This is a genomic window from Candidatus Borrelia undatumii, from assembly GCF_020882015.2.
Classification (GTDB): Bacteria; Spirochaetota; Spirochaetia; order Borreliales; family Borreliaceae; genus Borrelia.
Genome location: NZ_CP086555.2, coordinates 804,040 through 820,003 on the forward strand (window position 1 = coordinate 804,040; position 15,964 = coordinate 820,003).

At 33.2% G+C, this 15,964-nt stretch carries 16 protein-coding genes, 1 tRNA gene and 2 pseudogenes; 4 read left to right on the plus strand and 15 right to left on the minus strand.

All coding sequences use genetic code 11. The features are described 5' to 3' along the window. Nucleotides 1-208: 208 nt before the first annotated feature. Complete coding sequence (locus LKV13_RS03855; RefSeq protein WP_229089527.1) at nucleotides 209-1,306, minus strand: NAD(P)/FAD-dependent oxidoreductase; 1,098 nt, start codon at nucleotides 1,304-1,306, stop codon at nucleotides 209-211. 196 nt (nucleotides 1,307-1,502) lie between these two features. Between LKV13_RS03855 and LKV13_RS03860 the strand changes: the two genes are divergently transcribed. The 3 genes from LKV13_RS03860 (at nucleotide 1,503) to LKV13_RS03870 (ending at nucleotide 2,943) form a co-directional block, all read left to right on the plus strand. Beyond that, a complete protein-coding gene (locus LKV13_RS03860) occupies nucleotides 1,503-2,093 on the plus strand; it encodes an ATP-dependent Clp protease proteolytic subunit (protein ID WP_229089529.1) in 591 nt (196 codons plus the stop codon). Continuing rightward, nucleotides 2,074-2,799 carry a hypothetical protein gene (locus tag LKV13_RS03865; protein ID WP_229089532.1) on the plus strand — a complete coding sequence of 242 codons (726 nt, stop codon included), beginning with the start codon at nucleotides 2,074-2,076 and terminating at the stop codon, nucleotides 2,797-2,799. Before LKV13_RS03860 ends, LKV13_RS03865 begins: the two co-directional genes overlap by 20 nt. A gap of 60 nt (nucleotides 2,800-2,859) precedes the next feature. Beyond that, nucleotides 2,860-2,943 (plus strand) — tRNA-Leu (locus tag LKV13_RS03870). Here the strand turns inward: LKV13_RS03870 and LKV13_RS03875 are convergent. From LKV13_RS03875 to LKV13_RS03885, 3 genes and pseudogenes are all read right to left on the minus strand, one after another. Beyond that, complete coding sequence (locus tag LKV13_RS03875) at nucleotides 2,925-3,851, minus strand: undecaprenyl phosphate translocase family protein (RefSeq protein ID WP_229089534.1); 927 nt, start codon at nucleotides 3,849-3,851, stop codon at nucleotides 2,925-2,927. The two genes, LKV13_RS03870 and LKV13_RS03875, sit on opposite strands and share 19 nt — an antisense overlap. After that, the gene (locus LKV13_RS03880) at nucleotides 3,841-4,170 is read right to left on the minus strand and encodes a nucleoside triphosphate pyrophosphohydrolase family protein (protein WP_306701199.1); all 330 of its coding nucleotides are present in this window, start codon (nucleotides 4,168-4,170) and stop codon (nucleotides 3,841-3,843) included. The genes LKV13_RS03875 and LKV13_RS03880 overlap by 11 nt, the downstream gene beginning before the upstream one ends. Next, nucleotides 4,168-4,473: pseudogene (locus LKV13_RS03885) on the minus strand (nucleoside triphosphate pyrophosphohydrolase family protein); the annotation flags it as partial. The gene LKV13_RS03880 and the pseudogene LKV13_RS03885, both read right to left, overlap by 3 nt. A gap of 88 nt (nucleotides 4,474-4,561) precedes the next feature. Here LKV13_RS03885 and LKV13_RS03890 point away from each other — a divergent pair. Next, nucleotides 4,562-5,470, plus strand: coding sequence for a LysM peptidoglycan-binding domain-containing M23 family metallopeptidase (locus tag LKV13_RS03890; RefSeq protein WP_229089537.1), 909 nt, complete (start codon nucleotides 4,562-4,564; stop codon nucleotides 5,468-5,470). A gap of 122 nt (nucleotides 5,471-5,592) precedes the next feature. On the opposite strand, the gene LKV13_RS03895 is transcribed toward LKV13_RS03890, so the two are convergent. The 11 genes and pseudogenes from LKV13_RS03895 to LKV13_RS03945 all read right to left on the minus strand — a co-directional run bounded on the left by LKV13_RS03895 (nucleotide 5,593) and on the right by LKV13_RS03945 (nucleotide 15,934). Continuing rightward, nucleotides 5,593-6,957 carry a sigma-54-dependent transcriptional regulator gene (locus LKV13_RS03895; RefSeq protein ID WP_229089543.1) on the minus strand — a complete coding sequence of 455 codons (1,365 nt, stop codon included), beginning with the start codon at nucleotides 6,955-6,957 and terminating at the stop codon, nucleotides 5,593-5,595. Next, entirely contained in the window at nucleotides 6,950-8,110 is a 1,161-nt protein-coding gene (locus LKV13_RS03900; protein WP_229089547.1) for a two-component system sensor histidine kinase NtrB, read from the minus strand. Before LKV13_RS03900 ends, LKV13_RS03895 begins: the two co-directional genes overlap by 8 nt. Next, nucleotides 8,110-9,153 carry a hypothetical protein gene (locus LKV13_RS03905; protein WP_229089548.1) on the minus strand — a complete coding sequence of 348 codons (1,044 nt, stop codon included), beginning with the start codon at nucleotides 9,151-9,153 and terminating at the stop codon, nucleotides 8,110-8,112. Before LKV13_RS03905 ends, LKV13_RS03900 begins: the two co-directional genes overlap by 1 nt. Before the next feature lie 13 nt (nucleotides 9,154-9,166). Next, nucleotides 9,167-9,655 carry a CvpA family protein gene (locus tag LKV13_RS03910; RefSeq protein WP_229089550.1) on the minus strand — a complete coding sequence of 163 codons (489 nt, stop codon included), beginning with the start codon at nucleotides 9,653-9,655 and terminating at the stop codon, nucleotides 9,167-9,169. After that, nucleotides 9,649-10,734, minus strand: coding sequence for an undecaprenyldiphospho-muramoylpentapeptide beta-N-acetylglucosaminyltransferase (murG, locus tag LKV13_RS03915; protein WP_229089552.1), 1,086 nt, complete (start codon nucleotides 10,732-10,734; stop codon nucleotides 9,649-9,651). The genes LKV13_RS03910 and murG overlap by 7 nt, the downstream gene beginning before the upstream one ends. Nucleotides 10,735-10,936: 202 nt before the next feature. Further along, a complete protein-coding gene (locus LKV13_RS03920) occupies nucleotides 10,937-11,740 on the minus strand; it encodes a pyridoxamine kinase (protein WP_229089555.1) in 804 nt (267 codons plus the stop codon). Next, nucleotides 11,715-12,753, minus strand: a pseudogene (tsaD, locus tag LKV13_RS03925) (tRNA (adenosine(37)-N6)-threonylcarbamoyltransferase complex transferase subunit TsaD). The gene LKV13_RS03920 and the pseudogene tsaD overlap by 26 nt, the downstream one beginning before the upstream one ends. Then, nucleotides 12,719-13,645 (minus strand): divergent polysaccharide deacetylase family protein, encoded by a 927-nt coding sequence (locus LKV13_RS03930; protein WP_229089558.1) that lies wholly within the window; start codon nucleotides 13,643-13,645, stop codon nucleotides 12,719-12,721. Before LKV13_RS03930 ends, tsaD begins: the two are co-directional and overlap by 35 nt. Before the next feature lie 44 nt (nucleotides 13,646-13,689). Beyond that, nucleotides 13,690-14,493 (minus strand): sigma-70 family RNA polymerase sigma factor, encoded by an 804-nt coding sequence (locus tag LKV13_RS03935; RefSeq protein ID WP_229089559.1) that lies wholly within the window; start codon nucleotides 14,491-14,493, stop codon nucleotides 13,690-13,692. A 98-nt stretch (nucleotides 14,494-14,591) separates the two neighbouring features. Further along, nucleotides 14,592-14,927: a rod-binding protein gene (locus LKV13_RS03940; protein ID WP_229089560.1), complete on the minus strand. Its 336-nt coding sequence runs from the start codon at nucleotides 14,925-14,927 to the stop codon at nucleotides 14,592-14,594. Then, nucleotides 14,924-15,934: a flagellar basal body P-ring protein FlgI gene (locus LKV13_RS03945; protein ID WP_229089564.1), complete on the minus strand. Its 1,011-nt coding sequence runs from the start codon at nucleotides 15,932-15,934 to the stop codon at nucleotides 14,924-14,926. The genes LKV13_RS03940 and LKV13_RS03945 overlap by 4 nt, the downstream gene beginning before the upstream one ends. Nucleotides 15,935-15,964: the final 30 nt, after the last annotated feature.

Genomic DNA, 15,964 nt, shown 5'->3' on the forward strand with positions numbered 1-15,964 from the left:
CTCTGTTGCTTTTAAGGCACGGCAATAAGATTGAAATCTTGAATCAAAAATGAACGGATGATTTGTGTAGGCGCTCAGTTTTTTTCTGTTTTTGACTCTAATAGTGAATACTCCTTAGCATTTTAGTGAAAATACTTATTTCATTAACACACAAGTAGACACCACTCCGTCTTTGAAAATCTGATTTATTTTGCATTTAAGTATTATATTATTTTTTTCTAAATTTAGAAATATTGCAAAAAAAATTGCTTGTTTCTTTATAAAAACTTAAGTATCTGTAAATATCGTAATAAGTTGGAAGGCTAGATTTTTTTTCAATGTAATCTAGGATACTTTTAGATAAATATGGCGTCATTGATATGCCTCTTGTTCCCAGTCCATTTAATATGAATATATTTTTGTATTTTGGATGCTCTCCAAGAAAAGGTTCTCTGTCAAGGGTAGAGGGCCTTACGTGTGCTTTGTGCTGGATGATTTTGTAACTTAATTTTGTAATTTTTTTAAGTTTGCCTACAAGCTCCTCTTTTGCCCATTCATTTGTACTTGTGTCTAAATTTTCCCATTCATAGGTACCACCAAGGTAGAACTTATTATCTTGTAAAGGTATTAATGACACGTATCTGTTATAAACTTCTTTAAGTTTTAATCCCTCGATTTCCAATATTAGCATCTCTCCTTTTGCTGGTTTGAATGGGAGATATGAAAAAAGGCCTGTGGTCATTTCTTTATATCCCCTTGTAAATATTAATTTTTCGAATTTAAATTTTTCTAATCTAAATGATTTATCACTTATTTGAATTGTATCGTCATCGATTTCTGCTTTAATGTATGCATTTTTTTTTATGAAGTATTCTTTGATGGTTTCTATGTACAAATTCGTGTTAATTATGGCGCCCTTGGTTAGCATACCTCCATCATTATCGAAGGAAAAATCGTAAATTTTTCCTTCTTTTATTGATAGGATGAAGCTTCTTATATTCTTATCTTTTTTCATCCTCAGAATAAGCTCTTCCTTCTGTGTCTTTGTAGTAAATGGTCTGAAAATAGGTTTTTCTTCTAGAAAATTACAGTTAATATTTTCTTCAATATCTTTGTAGTATTGAACGGCGAATTTGAAAACTTCAGGTTCCCTCCAGGCAATGTTCATTTTTCTTCCCATAATAGGGTTAATAAGGCCTCCAGCTATAGTTGTAGCTTTTTCGTTTTCATTATCAAACAAAATTACACTTTTCTTTCTTTTAATTAGCTCGTAAGTTAAAGTACTTCCGGCAATGCCCCCACCAATGACTGCAAATTCAAATTCCATTAATAATGCTCCTTTATTTAATTTTTTACAGCGTTTTGTTTAAAAGATTGATGCATTATTTACCAGGATATCTATTCTGTTATTTATGACTATCTCTGTATGGGTTTTCCGATCAATTTTTGATATTTTAGACATTTGAAAACCTTTAATTTTAAATTATAATATGTAACGTTATATTTGTTGGAAAGGTAAGAATATGAACTGTAAAGATATTGGGGTGCAAACTGGAATGCATCAAGTATTGGAGTTTGCGTTAAAGAGTAGGGCAATAGTTATTACAGGGGAGATCAATAAGGATACTTCAAAGTTATTTCAGGAAAAGATATTGTTTTTGGAAGCATCAGATTATAAGAAACCTATATTTGTCTATATTGACTCAGAGGGTGGTGATATTGACGCTGGGTTTGCTATTTTTAATATGATACGATTTGTGAAGCCTAAAGTTTTTACAATTGGAGTTGGGCTTGTAGCTAGTGCGGGCGCTTTAATATTACTAGCGTCAGACTCGAAGCGTAGATTTTCTTTGCCTCGTGCAAGGTATCTGTTGCACCAGCCTTTAAGTGGTTTCAAGGGCGTTGCTACTGATATTGAGATTTATACAAATGAGCTTAATAAGATTAAGAGAGAGCTTAATGATATTATTGCAAGGGAAACGGGGCAGAAGCTTTCTAGAGTAGAAAAGGATACTGATAGAGATTTTTGGTTAAGTAGTGAAGATGCAATTAAATATGGTCTTGTCTTTAAGGTTGTTGAAACTAGACTTGAGCTTGAGAAGTTTATTAATTAGTCTTCTAATTTTATCTTGTAGAACATCGAGAACGGAGTTTAGTATTTTGGAGTTTAGTGTTGCTAGTTTTGATCAAAACCTTGCTGCTCTGAATTCATTGTTAGATGTTTCCTACAATGTTTTTTTGTCGGATTTTGACCTAGTTATTCTTAAGAACTTAAATGGTCAGGAGGAGTTGGATTTAATTAATAATAGGGTTTCATTTGGAAATTTTAAAAAAGCATATTTTATTAGTCAAAACAAGAGATATTCCATTAGTGTTCTTGCTAAAGAAACGGTTAGGGTTAAAATTTTAAGTTTTGTTGAAGGGTTTTATGGGCAAAAAATAGGCGTTGTTGTTGATTTTATATTTAAAGGGAATAATTATGGGGTAGTTATTTTTAATTTTAGTGATGAGGTAATTAATAATTTAGATATTTCTGTTGTTGATGGACAGATAGCATACTTGAATTCTCAATATGAAAACTTGGTTTTTATCCTAGATAAGACGGAACTCGTTATATTAGATATAATCGTTAAAAAAGGGTTTTTTAGCTTGATTCAAGACTCGAGCATTCCTATACATATAATTAACATTGTTAATTATATGGTTTATTCTAATTTTGTAGCCCATTTATCCCCTCATTATTTATTTTATACGCTTTTAAGCTATTTAAATGATGAATTTCATTTGGACAATTTCCCGAAAAGCATTGTTATTAAATAAACTTTTAAATATTTGGTCATTGACATCGTAATTTGATTATTATATGATTCTATTACCTGTGCCGAAGTGGTGGAAGTGGTAGACACACAGGACTTAAAATCCTGAGGAGGAAGCTCCGTACCGGTTCAAGTCCGGTCTTCGGTATAAAATACTTCAGATGTGTCCTGCGTCTCTTTAAGCTTTTTGTTTATGTAGAATCCTGTGCCGAATAGAATTGTGGAGGCTACAAGTAATGGTAAGGAGGGCTCGAGGTTGAGTTTTGACATTCTGGATAATATTTGTAGTATTGAGCCTGCTATTAGTCCTATTGCTAGATGAAGAAATTTAATCAGATGTTTGTCTATAGCCTTTTTGATTAGTAGAGTTGTAGTTCCTGCACCTGTTGCCGCTGATATTCCAAATATTAAACATGGTATAATGCTCAGACTGGAGACGATGTGTATGATTTCTTTGTAAGTCCCAAGGCTTAGTAGTAGTAATGAGCCTGAAAGTCCTGGTATAACCATGGCGGATCCGCTTATTACACCTGAGCTTGTAATTAAAAGAAAGTATTCCATTGATTTCCTGTCTTGGTACTTGTTATCGATAGATAATCCATGGTTTCCTATGATTAAAACAGACAACACAGAGAAAAGACCTAACAAGGTAAGGCAATACGCCACAGCCTTGCTGCCTTTATCACTCATCTCTTTTGTTTTGATTTCTTTTCTTATGCTAAATACACTTTCTGTGATCAACCCCGTAATCAACATACTTAAGCACGCCTCTCCCGTCTTGCCATCCAAGATGTAGACCTTAAGTAGCTTTGAAAGCACCACCGCCGTGGTTAGCACACCAAGAGAAAGCACAGTAAGAAAAGTCACATCTCCTCTCCCTCTTGCTTTCATGAGGGCTGAGCACGAATAGACCACTCTATAATAAATCCCCAGAGTTAATGCCAATGTCCCGCCCGAGACACCAGGTATCACGTTGGCAACACCAATCAACAAGCCCTTTAGATAAGCGCTCAGCAAATTCTCACTGTATGCGTAACTTGATTTTTCATCGATCATCTCCCTCACCATTAATAGTGTTATTTTCGCACCTTTTCTTTAATTTATCCAAATTAGTAATAGCAACATCTTCAAGTGTTACTCCAAGATAGCCACCTAATCTTGAAATATGCCACAGCACATTACCAAGTCCCTGCCTAATGGATAACGAATATTCATCATCAAGTACATAGTCCTTGTCACGAATCAATTTTTTTAGTTTTTCTACAACCCCCCCTGCCTCCTCGACAAGGTCAAAAGAAGTTAATATCAATTTTTCCCTATCGCTCTCATGTCTGTCAGTCTTTCGCGACCGTACTTGGTATTCGTTCAATCCCACAATATCATCTTCATGTCTTTTATTCAATTTGTCCAAATTGCCAATAGCAATATCTTCAAGTGTTGCCCCAAGATAACCACTTAAGCTTGAAACATACCACAATACATCACCAAGCTCTTTCTTAATGGATAATAAATACTCATCATCGAGTAAATAGTCCTTATTGCGAATCACTTTTTTTATTTTTCCTACGACCTCTCCCGTCTCTCCGGCAAGGCCAAGCGTTGTTAAAATTAACTCTTCTCCGCGGCTCCTATATCTAGCAGTTTCCCGTGCCTGTAATTGGTACTCGTTCAATTTCATAACCAGAACCAGTCTAATACAGTTTTTTATTATTTACAAGTTTATCCCGTTGTATCTTTTTTTTTAAAATTTTACTATATTTAGCTCAATGTTTTTTTGGAGTTTTATATGTAAACAGAGTAGTTCTCGCATTAAGGGTTGTTTTTTCTTTTTATGTTTTAATTGTATTTATTCTTATCCTGAGATAGAAAATTTCTCAAACAAGGATCCCGTTTTTTTTGACCTTAAGACGAAAATTTCTAAGTACAATAAAAGGGAAGGTGTTCCCTTGTTTATTTATTCATACAGGGTAAAAAAGAGAGATACTTTTTTTAAGATTGCAAATAAAGTGAATGGGTGGCAGGCCAGTATAGCTACAGTTAATTTACTGGACTCTCCTTCCTTAAGAGAGGGGCAAGAAATTTTAATTCCTAGCAAGAAGGGTCTTTATATTCTTGATAATAAGAAGCATAGATTTAATAATCTGCTTTTAGCCACAAGAGACTTAACAAAAGCAGAAAAGATAAAGGTTAGAAGAGACAATAAAATTTATGAGTTCTATTTTTTTGATTCTGCTAGACAACCAAATTTGAGTTTTTTCTCAAGTACAGAAATGCTTTTTTTTCTAAATTCTGATTTTATTTTCCCTTTAAAGAAATTTATTGTCACTTCTGATTTTGGTTTTAGGGCAGATCCCTTTACTGGTGTGGATAGTTTTCATACCGGTATAGATCTTGCAGCGCCGATGAATTCTTTAGTCTTTTGTTCTTCTTATGGTATTGTGGCTGTAGTTGGTTATAACGATATTTATGGGAATTTTGTTGTTGTTGAACATAAAAACAATATCAAGTCTCTTTATGGACACCTTAGTTCCTATGCTGTGAGCAGGGGAGATATTTTAAAAACAGGAGACGTTATTGGTAGAGTAGGTCAAACGGGACGATCAACAGGTCCTCATCTACACTTTGAAATACTAAAGAAAGATACTCCCATCAATCCTGTTAAAATTTTAAAATAGATGAGCAAGTTTTAACATACGATACCACATTATGGTAATTCTAATTTGATAATAAACAGGGGCAGGATAATAAGATAACTCTACTACATGCTAATTAAAATTTTACTTTAATAAAGCTTTGTTTAGTGAATATCATATGCTTCGTATTCTGTTATTTTATTATGAAGGGTTTTTCTTCCTATTTTAAGTATCTCGGCACATTTGCTTTTGTTGTGTTTGGAATATAGAAGTGTTTGTTTAATGATTTCCCTTTCTGCTTCCTTTAAGCTTATGCCTATTGGTAATGTTATTTTAAATATTTGACTTGTGTTATTCTTAATTCTTGGAGGCAAGTCGTCTTTTACGATTTGTTTTCCCCTAGACAGTATTAAGGCGCTTTCAAGTACATTTTTTAACTCTCTGATATTTCCTGGCCAATCATAGGCATAAAGTGCCTTTATTGCATCACTAGACAGGCTTTTTTCTTCTCTGTTGTTTTCATTAGCAACGCTTTTAATTAATATGTTTGTTAAATTTTGTATGTCATCTTTTCTCTCTCTTAAGGGTGGGATGTTGATATTTATTATGTTTAGCCTATAGAATAAATCTTCCCTAAACCTTCCTTTCCTGATTTCTTCTTCAATATCTTTATTTGTTGCTGTTAATAGCCTGATGTCAACTTTCATAGTGGATTCTCCACCCACTCGTTCAAATGTTTTATTTTGAAGCACTCTTAGCAGTTTTACTTGAACTTCAGGTGATGTTTCTACTATTTCATCTAAAAATATCGTTCCCTTATCGGCAAGTTCAAATCTGCCTTTTTTTTGACAGATGGCACCTGTGAACGCTCCCTTTTCGTGACCAAAAAGTTCGCTTTCAAGTATACTCTCAGAGAGGGCAGCACAATTTACCTTAATAAAAGGCTTGTCATTTCTATTTGATAGGTCAAAAATAGCATCTGCTATTACTTCTTTCCCAACACCGCTTTCCCCTGTTATTAGCACGGACGCTTTCGATTTAGCAATTTTATTGACAAGTTCCAATGTCTTTTGCATAACAAGAGATTTACCAAGTATACGCCCGTAGTAGTTTAAATCCTTTCTGATAATAACACTCTTTGAGGATATACTTTCGTGAATCTTATCTTTTTGGCCATTTAAGGCTCTCTTTATTATGAGTAATAGCCTTTCAAGGTCAACTGGTTTTGTTAAAAAGTCATAGGCACCTTCTCTCATAGCATCAACTGCTGAATCAACTGTTCCGTGCGCTGTAAGAATAATGAAAGGTATGTCTGAATTTTTATCTTTTACGATTTTTAATAACTGTTCTCCTGATAATTGGGGCATTCTGAGGTCAGATATTACAGCATCAATTTTTTCATTTTCAATTGTTTCAAGTGCTTCTTCTCCATCACTAGCAGTAAATACAAAAAAACCCTCTTCTTCCAGATAGGTTGCTATCCCTTCTCTTATGTTTTTCTCATCATCTGCTATAAGCACCTTACTCACTTTCTAAACATCCTTCAATTAAAATTTTGTCTGTGTTTAATTTTGGAAGGGTGATTGTAAAAGTTGTTCCCTTCATATTCTTGCTCTCTACAAAAATTTCACCTCCGTGTTCTTTTACTATTTTATAAGAAATAGTAAGTCCTATTCCACTTCCTTTCTCTTTTGAGCTAAACTGAGGCTTAAATATTTCATCCTTCGTATCGTCCTTGATTCCGTCTCCGTTGTCTTTTATGCTGATGTATATTTTATCTTTACTTTCATGGATAGAAAAATCTATTTTTTTTGTTCTTTTACTTGATTCAAGTAGGGCTTCTTCTGCGTTTTTTATTATGTTGATTATTACTTGTCTTAAAAGTTTTTCGTCAACTAAAACAGGGCTTACTTTTTTGAGATGGAGTAGAAGTTTAATATCTTTGTTTTCTAACTCTGGATTTAACAAATTATACACACTCTTTACGATGTCGGTGATATTCCTCTTTTCAGCCATTATCTTAATAGGTCTTACTGTTAATAGAAAATCTGTTACAGTTTTGTCCATTCTGTTTATTTCTTCTTTTATTATTTTAAAGTAATTATCTGCTTTAGTGCTTTTAAGTTCCTGTCTATCTATTTCTTTTTTAAGTAGCTGTAAGTTTATGTCGATTGCTCCCAGTGGGTTTTTAATCTCGTGCGCAATATTTCTTGCATGTCTTGTAAAAGCAGCTAAAGCCTCTGCTCTTTTGAAAAGTTCTTCCTTGTGTTTCCTGTCTTTAATGTCCTCTATTAAAATAATGTTTCCTTCAAGCTTTTGGTCTTTAACATATGGCATAAATGATATTTTAATGAACATATTTGTTGAAATTTGAAATTCATAGCCTATTATTTTGTCCTCATTTATGGTTAGTTCTTCTATCAAGTTTGTTAGGGTTGGAATTTGAATATCTTTAAGGGTCTCTAGTTTAGACTCAATATTAAGAGTTAGTATTTGGAATAACATTTTGTTTAAATAAATTATGTTGTTAAGTTTATCAAGCACAAGAATCCCTTCATTAATGGATGCAAAGATTCCCTCGTATATTTCTATTTTTTTATACAGATCCTGAATAAATTTAAATTTTTGCTCACCTGATAGTTTATTTAACTTGGATAAGGTTTTTTTAAAGAACTTACTCATTAATCCTCATAAGTTAGCATTAGATTTTCTATTATTCGCTTTCTGCTTTGATTATAGGGCATGTATCTTAACATATGTTTTAGGTATTCTAGTCTTCCTAGATAAGTATTAATATCCAAGGATTGATCCAAGAAATCATATCTGAGTTGAGTGGCAAGTTCTTTCAGAAATGATTCAAATGTAAGTTCATCTTTTAAGAAACTAAATGTATCAAGGTTAAATAATCCCTGTTTCTCTTTTATTATATTCAAAATTCTTCTTGCTTCTTCTCTTAATATCTCACTTTCTTCACTGTAGAATGAACTTAAGTATTCTTCGGTTGTAAGTTCATCATTTTTATTAAAGATTGCCTTAAAGATCTTAACTTCAAAGTCCCTATTTTCTCTTGGAAACCTATAGCATCTAAGTCTTGACAGTATCGTTTTAGGAATTTTACTTTTGTTTCTTGTGGATAAAATCAAATAAATATTTAAAGGTGGTTCTTCTAATATCTTAAGAAGAGCGTTGTAAACATTAAAGGATAAATTTTCGATTTCGTTGATGTAGATCACCTTTTTCTTGTTCTTTTCCGAGAATGCCCAAGATCTAATTTTTCTAATCTCATTGATAGTAGGGTTGAAATTTATGTGTTTAATTATCTCTTCAATTTTTTTAATAAGTTCTTCCTTGACAGCTTTGCTATACTCGTTTTTGTAGTAAATGTAATTGATGAAATTAATATTCTTTTCTATTTTTTTGAAGTTCTTGTCGCTACTGAAATTGTATTTAGTGAAAATGATATTCTTAACATACTTTAGGTACTGATTTACAACTTCTTTTGATTCTGTATTAAGATATGCCTTTGCTTCTACTATATTAAGACTTGAGGAGATCAGTAGATTCGGATTTGTTAAAATTTGTGATTTTAGTATTTTTTTTGCAAGCACAAGGGCACTTAGCTTTTTGTAAGAGAATCTCTCCCCCCAAAAAAGAATTGCATTGGGGAGGCAGCCCCTTTCATATTCATTAAGTATTTCTTTAGTAATTTTAGGTATTATTTCCATGTTCCACTTCTCTTTACCGTATTTTTGATAATTTGAAAAAGTAGTTAATTCCAGGATTTAGATATTCAAGTAGTGCACTTCCCTCTAAAAAGTATGAAGGCTTAAAGATTTGTTGTGAATGAATTATATAAACTACAATTGCGATTATTCCAAATGCTTCAAACAAGCCAAGTATTAGGCCAAGTATTCTGTTAAAGAACAGCAGTTGTAGGTGACTTATTACTGATTCAATTAGTGATTGCAATACCAAAAAACCTATATGTATTAATAAGAAAAATACCAGTAACGCTTGAATGTATGATAGTTCAAGAATGGGAGATATGAAGACTTGAAAATCATGCGTTTTATTATAAAGCAAAAATATTAAAGCGAAGACTTCAACAAACCCACCTATTTCTTTAATGAACCCCCTTAAAAAGCCCCTAAAACCTAGTGAGATAAAAATTATTATTATTAATATGTCAGCTATTCCCGTTATTTTAACAGGATCATGTTCTAGCATTCCATTGCCTCAAATTCTTTCAATAACATACTTGCTATTAAATTTGATGAATCTTGTTCATGGAACTTTTTTATATTGTGTCTTAGTACTTCTGATTTTTCTTTGTTTTCCAGTATTTCTCGTATGGTATCCGTGACAACACTTTCATTTAGATCCCCCTCCTTTACTTTTAAACATGCATTATGTTCTTCTAGTAGTTTTGCATTCCTAACTTGATCTCCTCTTGATCCTTTTTCAAATGGAATAAGTATCACGCACGCACCGGCACTCGCAAATTCTTTAATAGCCCCAGCCCCAGCTCTACTGATTATGATGTTTGAAAATTTGACTATGCTTGACATTTCTTCTGCATTAAAGAATTGACGTCTCAGATAGTTATTTTCTCTAGTTTCGTCTAGATTTGCGCCGCACTGGTGTATAAAATATGCGTCAATTTTGTTTCTGATATTGATAGCTAGTCTATTTAAAACCTCCGCCCCGAGAGAGCCGCCTAGCAAGCTAATAATGGGTTTGTCTGTATTGCAAGATAGTTCTCTTATGATGTTCGGGTTTGGGTTTTTAAATTCTGGTCTTATTGGTGATCCCGTATATACAACATCTTTGTTTTTAAAATACTTTCTGCTTTCCTTAAAGCTTATGTGTATTGTGTCTGCAAATTTCGAATTAATTTTTGTTGCAAGCCCAGGGTCAAGATCCATTTCATGAGTTATCTTTTTTATTCTAAAAAGACATGCTGCAATAATTGGAGGACTTGATACAAAACCCCCAGTTGAATATATAATCTGGGGGTTATACTTTTTTATAATAAGGAAACTTTTGATTACCCCAAGTATAACTTTCAAAAAATCACTGAAATTTCGTAATGAGAAATATCTTCTAAGTTTTCCAGATGGAATTTCAATAAACCTGATGTAAGAGTACTTTCCTACAATCCTGGCCTCCATTGATTCTTTTTGCCCAAGCCAGAAGAATTCAATATTCTTGTCCATCGCCCTTAAGCTTTCAATTATCGCTACTCCTGGGAAAACATGCCCCCCCGTACCTCCTCCCGCAAAAAACATTGTCCTTCCGTTTCTCATATACCTCTTTAATGTACCGATTAAACCTCTGGAAGCTTAAGCCGTATTATATCCATATTCTATCCAATATCACACTCTAATGCAAATATTAAATATTTCTTTCATAAAATAAGAAATGGGTTCAAACTTTTAAGGAATGGGTGTCTGTTTCATTGAATTTATAATTTTTAAAAATACTATTTGAATTGAGCATAGGAATCATTTAAATAGTATGGAAATTGTTTTTTAAGAATTGTTCAATTTGCACGCCTTCTCTTTTTGAAATACCATCTGCAATTGAGGATTTTATTATCTTATGAATAACTTGAGTTGCTTTTTCCAAAGCATGTGTTATCTCTAATTTTTCTAGATACCCTATTAGCAAACTGGCAAACAAATCTCCTGTCCCGCTAAAATTTTGTTCCAATTTTTCTAGGAAGAATTCTGAATATTCCCTTTTTTTTGGGTTATAGGCAACAGTGCCAATAAGATCGTCCTTTTCTACGCTGGTAACCACGGTTATTGCATTTATTTTAAGGCTTAATATAGCCTTAATTATTTCATCTTTATTGTTTATCTCTTCAGTATTAGTTAGCATCTTAAGTTCTGTAATATTGGGTGTTATGATGTCTGCATGTTTTATTAGACTGCGAAATCCACTTACAATTTTTTGATCAAAAATAGGGTAGAGAAGCCCGTTGTCTGCAAATACAGGATCAATTATTATTTTTTCAAATTTTAATAGCTTGAACATTTTCTTTATTATTTTTTGTTGATTATTGCTTCCAAGAAATCCGCTATAGAATATGTTAAAGCTTGCATTTTGCTTTTTCCAGGACAAAATAAATCTTTCTAATTCATTTGTTAAATCTACTATTTCAAATTTTTCATAAGCTGTTGTTGCTGAGAGAACAGCGGTTACAAACGGACAAACTTGCATGTTAAACGATGATATAACTGGTATGCACATTGTAAGTGAAGTGCGCCCCATGGTTGAAATATCATGCATTGCCAATACTTTTTTCATGATTTTCCTTCCTTCATGTATTTGTATGTTTTTATTCTTGAACTTGCATCGGTTTCAATTGGGCTTGCTCCGTATTTTAAGTACATATGATATCCAATTCCTGCAATCATTGCCCCGTTGTCTGTACAAAGTTCTATTGGGGGGTAGTAAGCTTCTATTTCAAGATTTTTAATTTTTTCTCTTAAGTAAAGATTGCTAGCAACTCCTCCAGATACTACTAATTTTTTAATATTGGTATTCTTTATTGCTCTTTTGATTGGATTGAGTAGGATTTCAAAAGCTGCTCTTTGGAAGCTTGCAGCGATGTTGTTTTTTGTTATTTTTCCATATTTGTCTTTAAATTTTTTCATTTGGTGTGTGCATGCTGTTTTAAGCCCTGAATATGAAAAATCATACCAATTTTCCTCTTTCTCAAATTTTGTAACTGGGAAATTAAATGCATATTCATTTCCACTTTTAGCTAGCTTTTCTATATTGGGGCCTCCTGGAAAACCCATGTCGTAGTATTTTGCTACCTTATCAAATGCTTCTCCACAAGCGTCATCAAGAGTGCGGCCAAGTATTTGAACATAGTCAAAATTGTCTTGTTTTGCAATTATTGTATGCCCTCCACTTAATATTAAGGATAGAAATGGGTATTCTATCTTTTCAGTCATTAAGGGAGAGTAAAGATGTCCTAAAATATGATCAATGCAAATTAAGGGTTTGTTAAGTGCAATAGACAGGCCTTTTGCAAAATTTATTCCAACAATCAAAGACCCAATAAGTCCTGGTCTAGATGTGACTGCAATTAAATCGATATCTGGTGCACTCATTTGGGCATCCTTTAGGGCCTTTTTACAAACAGACATAATAAATTCTGTATGCAATCTTGAAGCAATTTCTGGTACCACACCATAGTACCTCTTGTGCTCGTCTTGACTGAGTTTAACATTGCTTAAGATTTTATTTCCATCTTCTACGACGGCTGCACAGCAGTCATCGCATGAGCTCTCTATGCCAAGCACTTTCATTGCCTTCCTCTTTCTCATAAAGGTTCAATAAATTTTTAAATTCAAATTCTTCATTTAAGCTTTCTGATTCTTTTCTGAGTATTTTGAGGGTATTTTTCGACCAGATATGTCCTATTACTTTTACAAATCCCTTTGTTCTTGCTATCTGTTTTGCTTTCTCAAGTGAATCAGTGACATCTCTTTCATTATCTTTATTATCCAAAAAGATATCTCTTTTCTCTACTCTGATTCCAATTTTTTCTCCGACTTTTATGGATACGCTTTCTTTTGTAGTAAAGCTGTCAAAAAAATATCTGTTTTCTTCCTTAAGTTTAATTAATATGGTTTCCATTATTTTTTCATTTGAGGTAATGAGACTTCCCATATGATTATTCATTATTCTTGCATTAGGATATTCTTTAAATGTTCTCTCAATTTTCGTTCGTACCGTATGTTTGTTGTCATTGATGTTGATGTGAAATTTTTCTATCGGATTTTTGTACCTTGATTGCATTGGAAAATGAATCATTGTAATTTTGTTTTTGCTTGCTAATCTGTTGTAGGCATGCATTGATTTAGACAGAAAAGGAATAATTGCAAAGTTTATCTTTAGGTTAATTTTTATGAATTTTTCTAACATTGCCTCATCGTATCCAACATCATCAATGATGAGATAAAACTTAGGCTTTAAAGTTTGAGTCTTGAGTTTTTCTTTGGCCCTCACGAAATTCTCTTTTTTAATTTTTTCCAATTTTTTCCGCAGGTCCAAGTTAACTATTCCCTCATTTTTTTTAACGTACATAAGGCTGAAGAACAGTAAGACTGCTGCGATAATGAAAGTAATTGCAACAAATAATATCGCGATTTTTGTTCTACGCTCCTTCGTTAGAGCAGAAACGCCCTTAACACCCATGCTTGATGATTAAGTAAAACAAAACCCAACATTAATGTCAATGTCTATTGATAAAGTTCTTCTCTAAGTTTTTTCAGCACCCTTTTTTCAATCTGTCTTACAGTTTCTGAAGATATGCCAAGCTCATTGGAAATGTCCTTCAGAGTGCTTTTTTTATCATTGTTGTCTAGGTTATATCTTTTCCTTATTATATATCTTTCTTTATAGTTTAATTTGGTGTCCAATATATGATTTAAGTGTTTTAAAGTAGAGTTTTGTTCAAGAGTGCTTTCCGGATTAAAGGAGTTGTCCTCATAAAGGTTTAAAAGTGTAGAATTTTCTGATCCTTCAATTTCTTTATCAAGGGAATATTCTTTTTCAAGGTATGGAATGATTTTTATGTACTGAGCAGGAGTTAAATGAAATTTTTCCATTATATCCTCTTTTTTAGGATATTTCTCTTCCTCCATGAGATACTTATTTATTTGCAGTATTAAGTTCTCTTTCCTATAAGGAACCTTTACAAGCCTAGTCTTGGTGTTTAATGCTCTTTGAAGAGATTGCTTAATCCAAAAGGAAGCGTAGGTTGAAAATTTGGTATTTTTACTCGGATCGTATTTCTCAGCAGCCCTTATTAGACCCAGGTTCCCCTCTTGAATCAAGTCTTCAATTTTTAAGCCCTTCCCAGCGTATCTCTTAATTATTTTCAAGACGAGACGCAAATTAGCATTGATCATTTTATTTTTGGCCTTCATGTCCCCGCGCTTTATTTGTGCAGCAAGTTCAATTTCTTCCTCATGGGTTATTAGTCTGTGCTCCCTTACTGACTTTAAATAGATATTTAAATCCTCGTTACTAAATATATTCACAAAACTTCTCCCTATCTTTTAAATTTGCCCGTATCTTGTAAGCACCCCGTTTAAAATGTAGAGCAAAAAGCATGCCAATGATCAATAAAAAGCATCAATTATCGGCTAAAACTATTTATTTCTGCTATTTGATTGTAAATTAAATCAGCAAGGCCAAAGCTTTTGGATTTTGCTATTTGTTTTGCTCTTTCTAAATAAAGCATATCTTCAAAGATTTCTTCCGTTTGCCCTTCGCTTATTAAGTTATTTTCTTTCTTCAAAGAGCTCCTCATGCTCTTAAGCATTTGATTGATAAATATTGCCTCAAATTCCAAAGAGGCTTCATAGAGTTCATTATTGTGCTTGTCTGCCTGCCTTACTCTATCCTTTAGATTTTTTATCTGATTTATCTGACTTTTTGTTTCCAAATGTTGTAGATTAATCTCGCCTGTCATCCTTGCTCCTCCAAAATTAGCTCCCCATGTAATTTATTAATTTTTTTAGACTTCTTAATTATTGTTATCAGTTCTTCTATGGTGAGTGAGTCTGAATTTTTTGATATGAATTCATTTAGATTCATTTTTTGTATTTCTATCTTTAACTTTTCGTTATTCTTGCTGTTAAATGAGTTGTCATTACTCCTTTCAACTAAAAACATAAGAGGCCCTATTTTAGCATTTTCGCCTGCCATTATGACCTTATTTGTCTCATTTATTAAAACAACGGGAGAATTTTCTATCTCTATCTGTTCAATTTCACTCAGAAGCCTAACCTCTTCCGTCTCGATTTCTATTATGTCTCCAGATCTTATGTTGTTTTTAATATCCTTTTGTTTAAGCTTTTCACTTATTTCATTCACTAGGGTGTAACTCTCTTTCTTTAGAATGATATTGTACTGAGAATAATTCCTGCTCTCATATACTGTGGCTCCTTTTGCTACGAACCCTGCCCCTCTTGATTTTTCGTGCGTGGTGATTGGGCCTGCCGCGATTGCTATTACCCTTCCTTCCTTGTCCTTCAATTCTGTCCTTAAGAGAATACCATCTGTTAAATCTTTCGAATCTAGTACAGACGCTACATAAACACTTTGATTTGTGCCCTGAGCCATATTGCCACTTATCCTGAGTGTTACGTTTACTAATGCGATATTTCTGCTTCTTATGTCGTCTAAATCTATTTCTTCTTCCTTTATTCCAATCTGAGCTAGGATCTTGACTAGACCCTCTTTACCCCTCTTTAGGGTATCTCCTTTTCCAGTAAGTCCCGCTACTATGCCGACCCCTGTTAAGACAGATGAATGTGCAGGCTGTATTTTCGCAATTTCTTTTAGCCTTATCCTTCCGACTGGTTGGCTAGGAATTCTGCTTTCACCAGATCCCTTGAGGAAAGACCGATCTTCTTGCGAGAATGAAATGAGAACCGCCTTCAAGCTCAATACAACGAACACCACCAACTTCACCATGCTTTAGTTCCTCTCGTACAGGAAATATAG

Coding starts and splice junctions, on each gene's coding strand:
- LKV13_RS03905 (WP_229089548.1), bottom strand. CDS start 9,153: ATGGAAATAATACCTAAAATTACTAAAGAAATACTTAATGAATATGAA.
- LKV13_RS03875 (WP_229089534.1), bottom strand. CDS start 3,851: ATGATCGATGAAAAATCAAGTTACGCATACAGTGAGAATTTGCTGAGC.
- LKV13_RS03930 (WP_229089558.1), bottom strand. CDS start 13,645: ATGGGTGTTAAGGGCGTTTCTGCTCTAACGAAGGAGCGTAGAACAAAA.
- LKV13_RS03920 (WP_229089555.1), bottom strand. CDS start 11,740: ATGAAAAAAGTATTGGCAATGCATGATATTTCAACCATGGGGCGCACT.
- LKV13_RS03890 (WP_229089537.1), top strand. CDS start 4,562: ATGTTTTTTTGGAGTTTTATATGTAAACAGAGTAGTTCTCGCATTAAG.
- LKV13_RS03940 (WP_229089560.1), bottom strand. CDS start 14,927: ATGACAGGCGAGATTAATCTACAACATTTGGAAACAAAAAGTCAGATA.
- LKV13_RS03860 (WP_229089529.1), top strand. CDS start 1,503: ATGAACTGTAAAGATATTGGGGTGCAAACTGGAATGCATCAAGTATTG.
- LKV13_RS03945 (WP_229089564.1), bottom strand. CDS start 15,934: ATGGTGAAGTTGGTGGTGTTCGTTGTATTGAGCTTGAAGGCGGTTCTC.
- LKV13_RS03910 (WP_229089550.1), bottom strand. CDS start 9,655: ATGCTAGAACATGATCCTGTTAAAATAACGGGAATAGCTGACATATTA.
- murG (WP_229089552.1), bottom strand. CDS start 10,734: ATGAGAAACGGAAGGACAATGTTTTTTGCGGGAGGAGGTACGGGGGGG.
- LKV13_RS03855 (WP_229089527.1), bottom strand. CDS start 1,306: ATGGAATTTGAATTTGCAGTCATTGGTGGGGGCATTGCCGGAAGTACT.
- LKV13_RS03900 (WP_229089547.1), bottom strand. CDS start 8,110: ATGAGTAAGTTCTTTAAAAAAACCTTATCCAAGTTAAATAAACTATCA.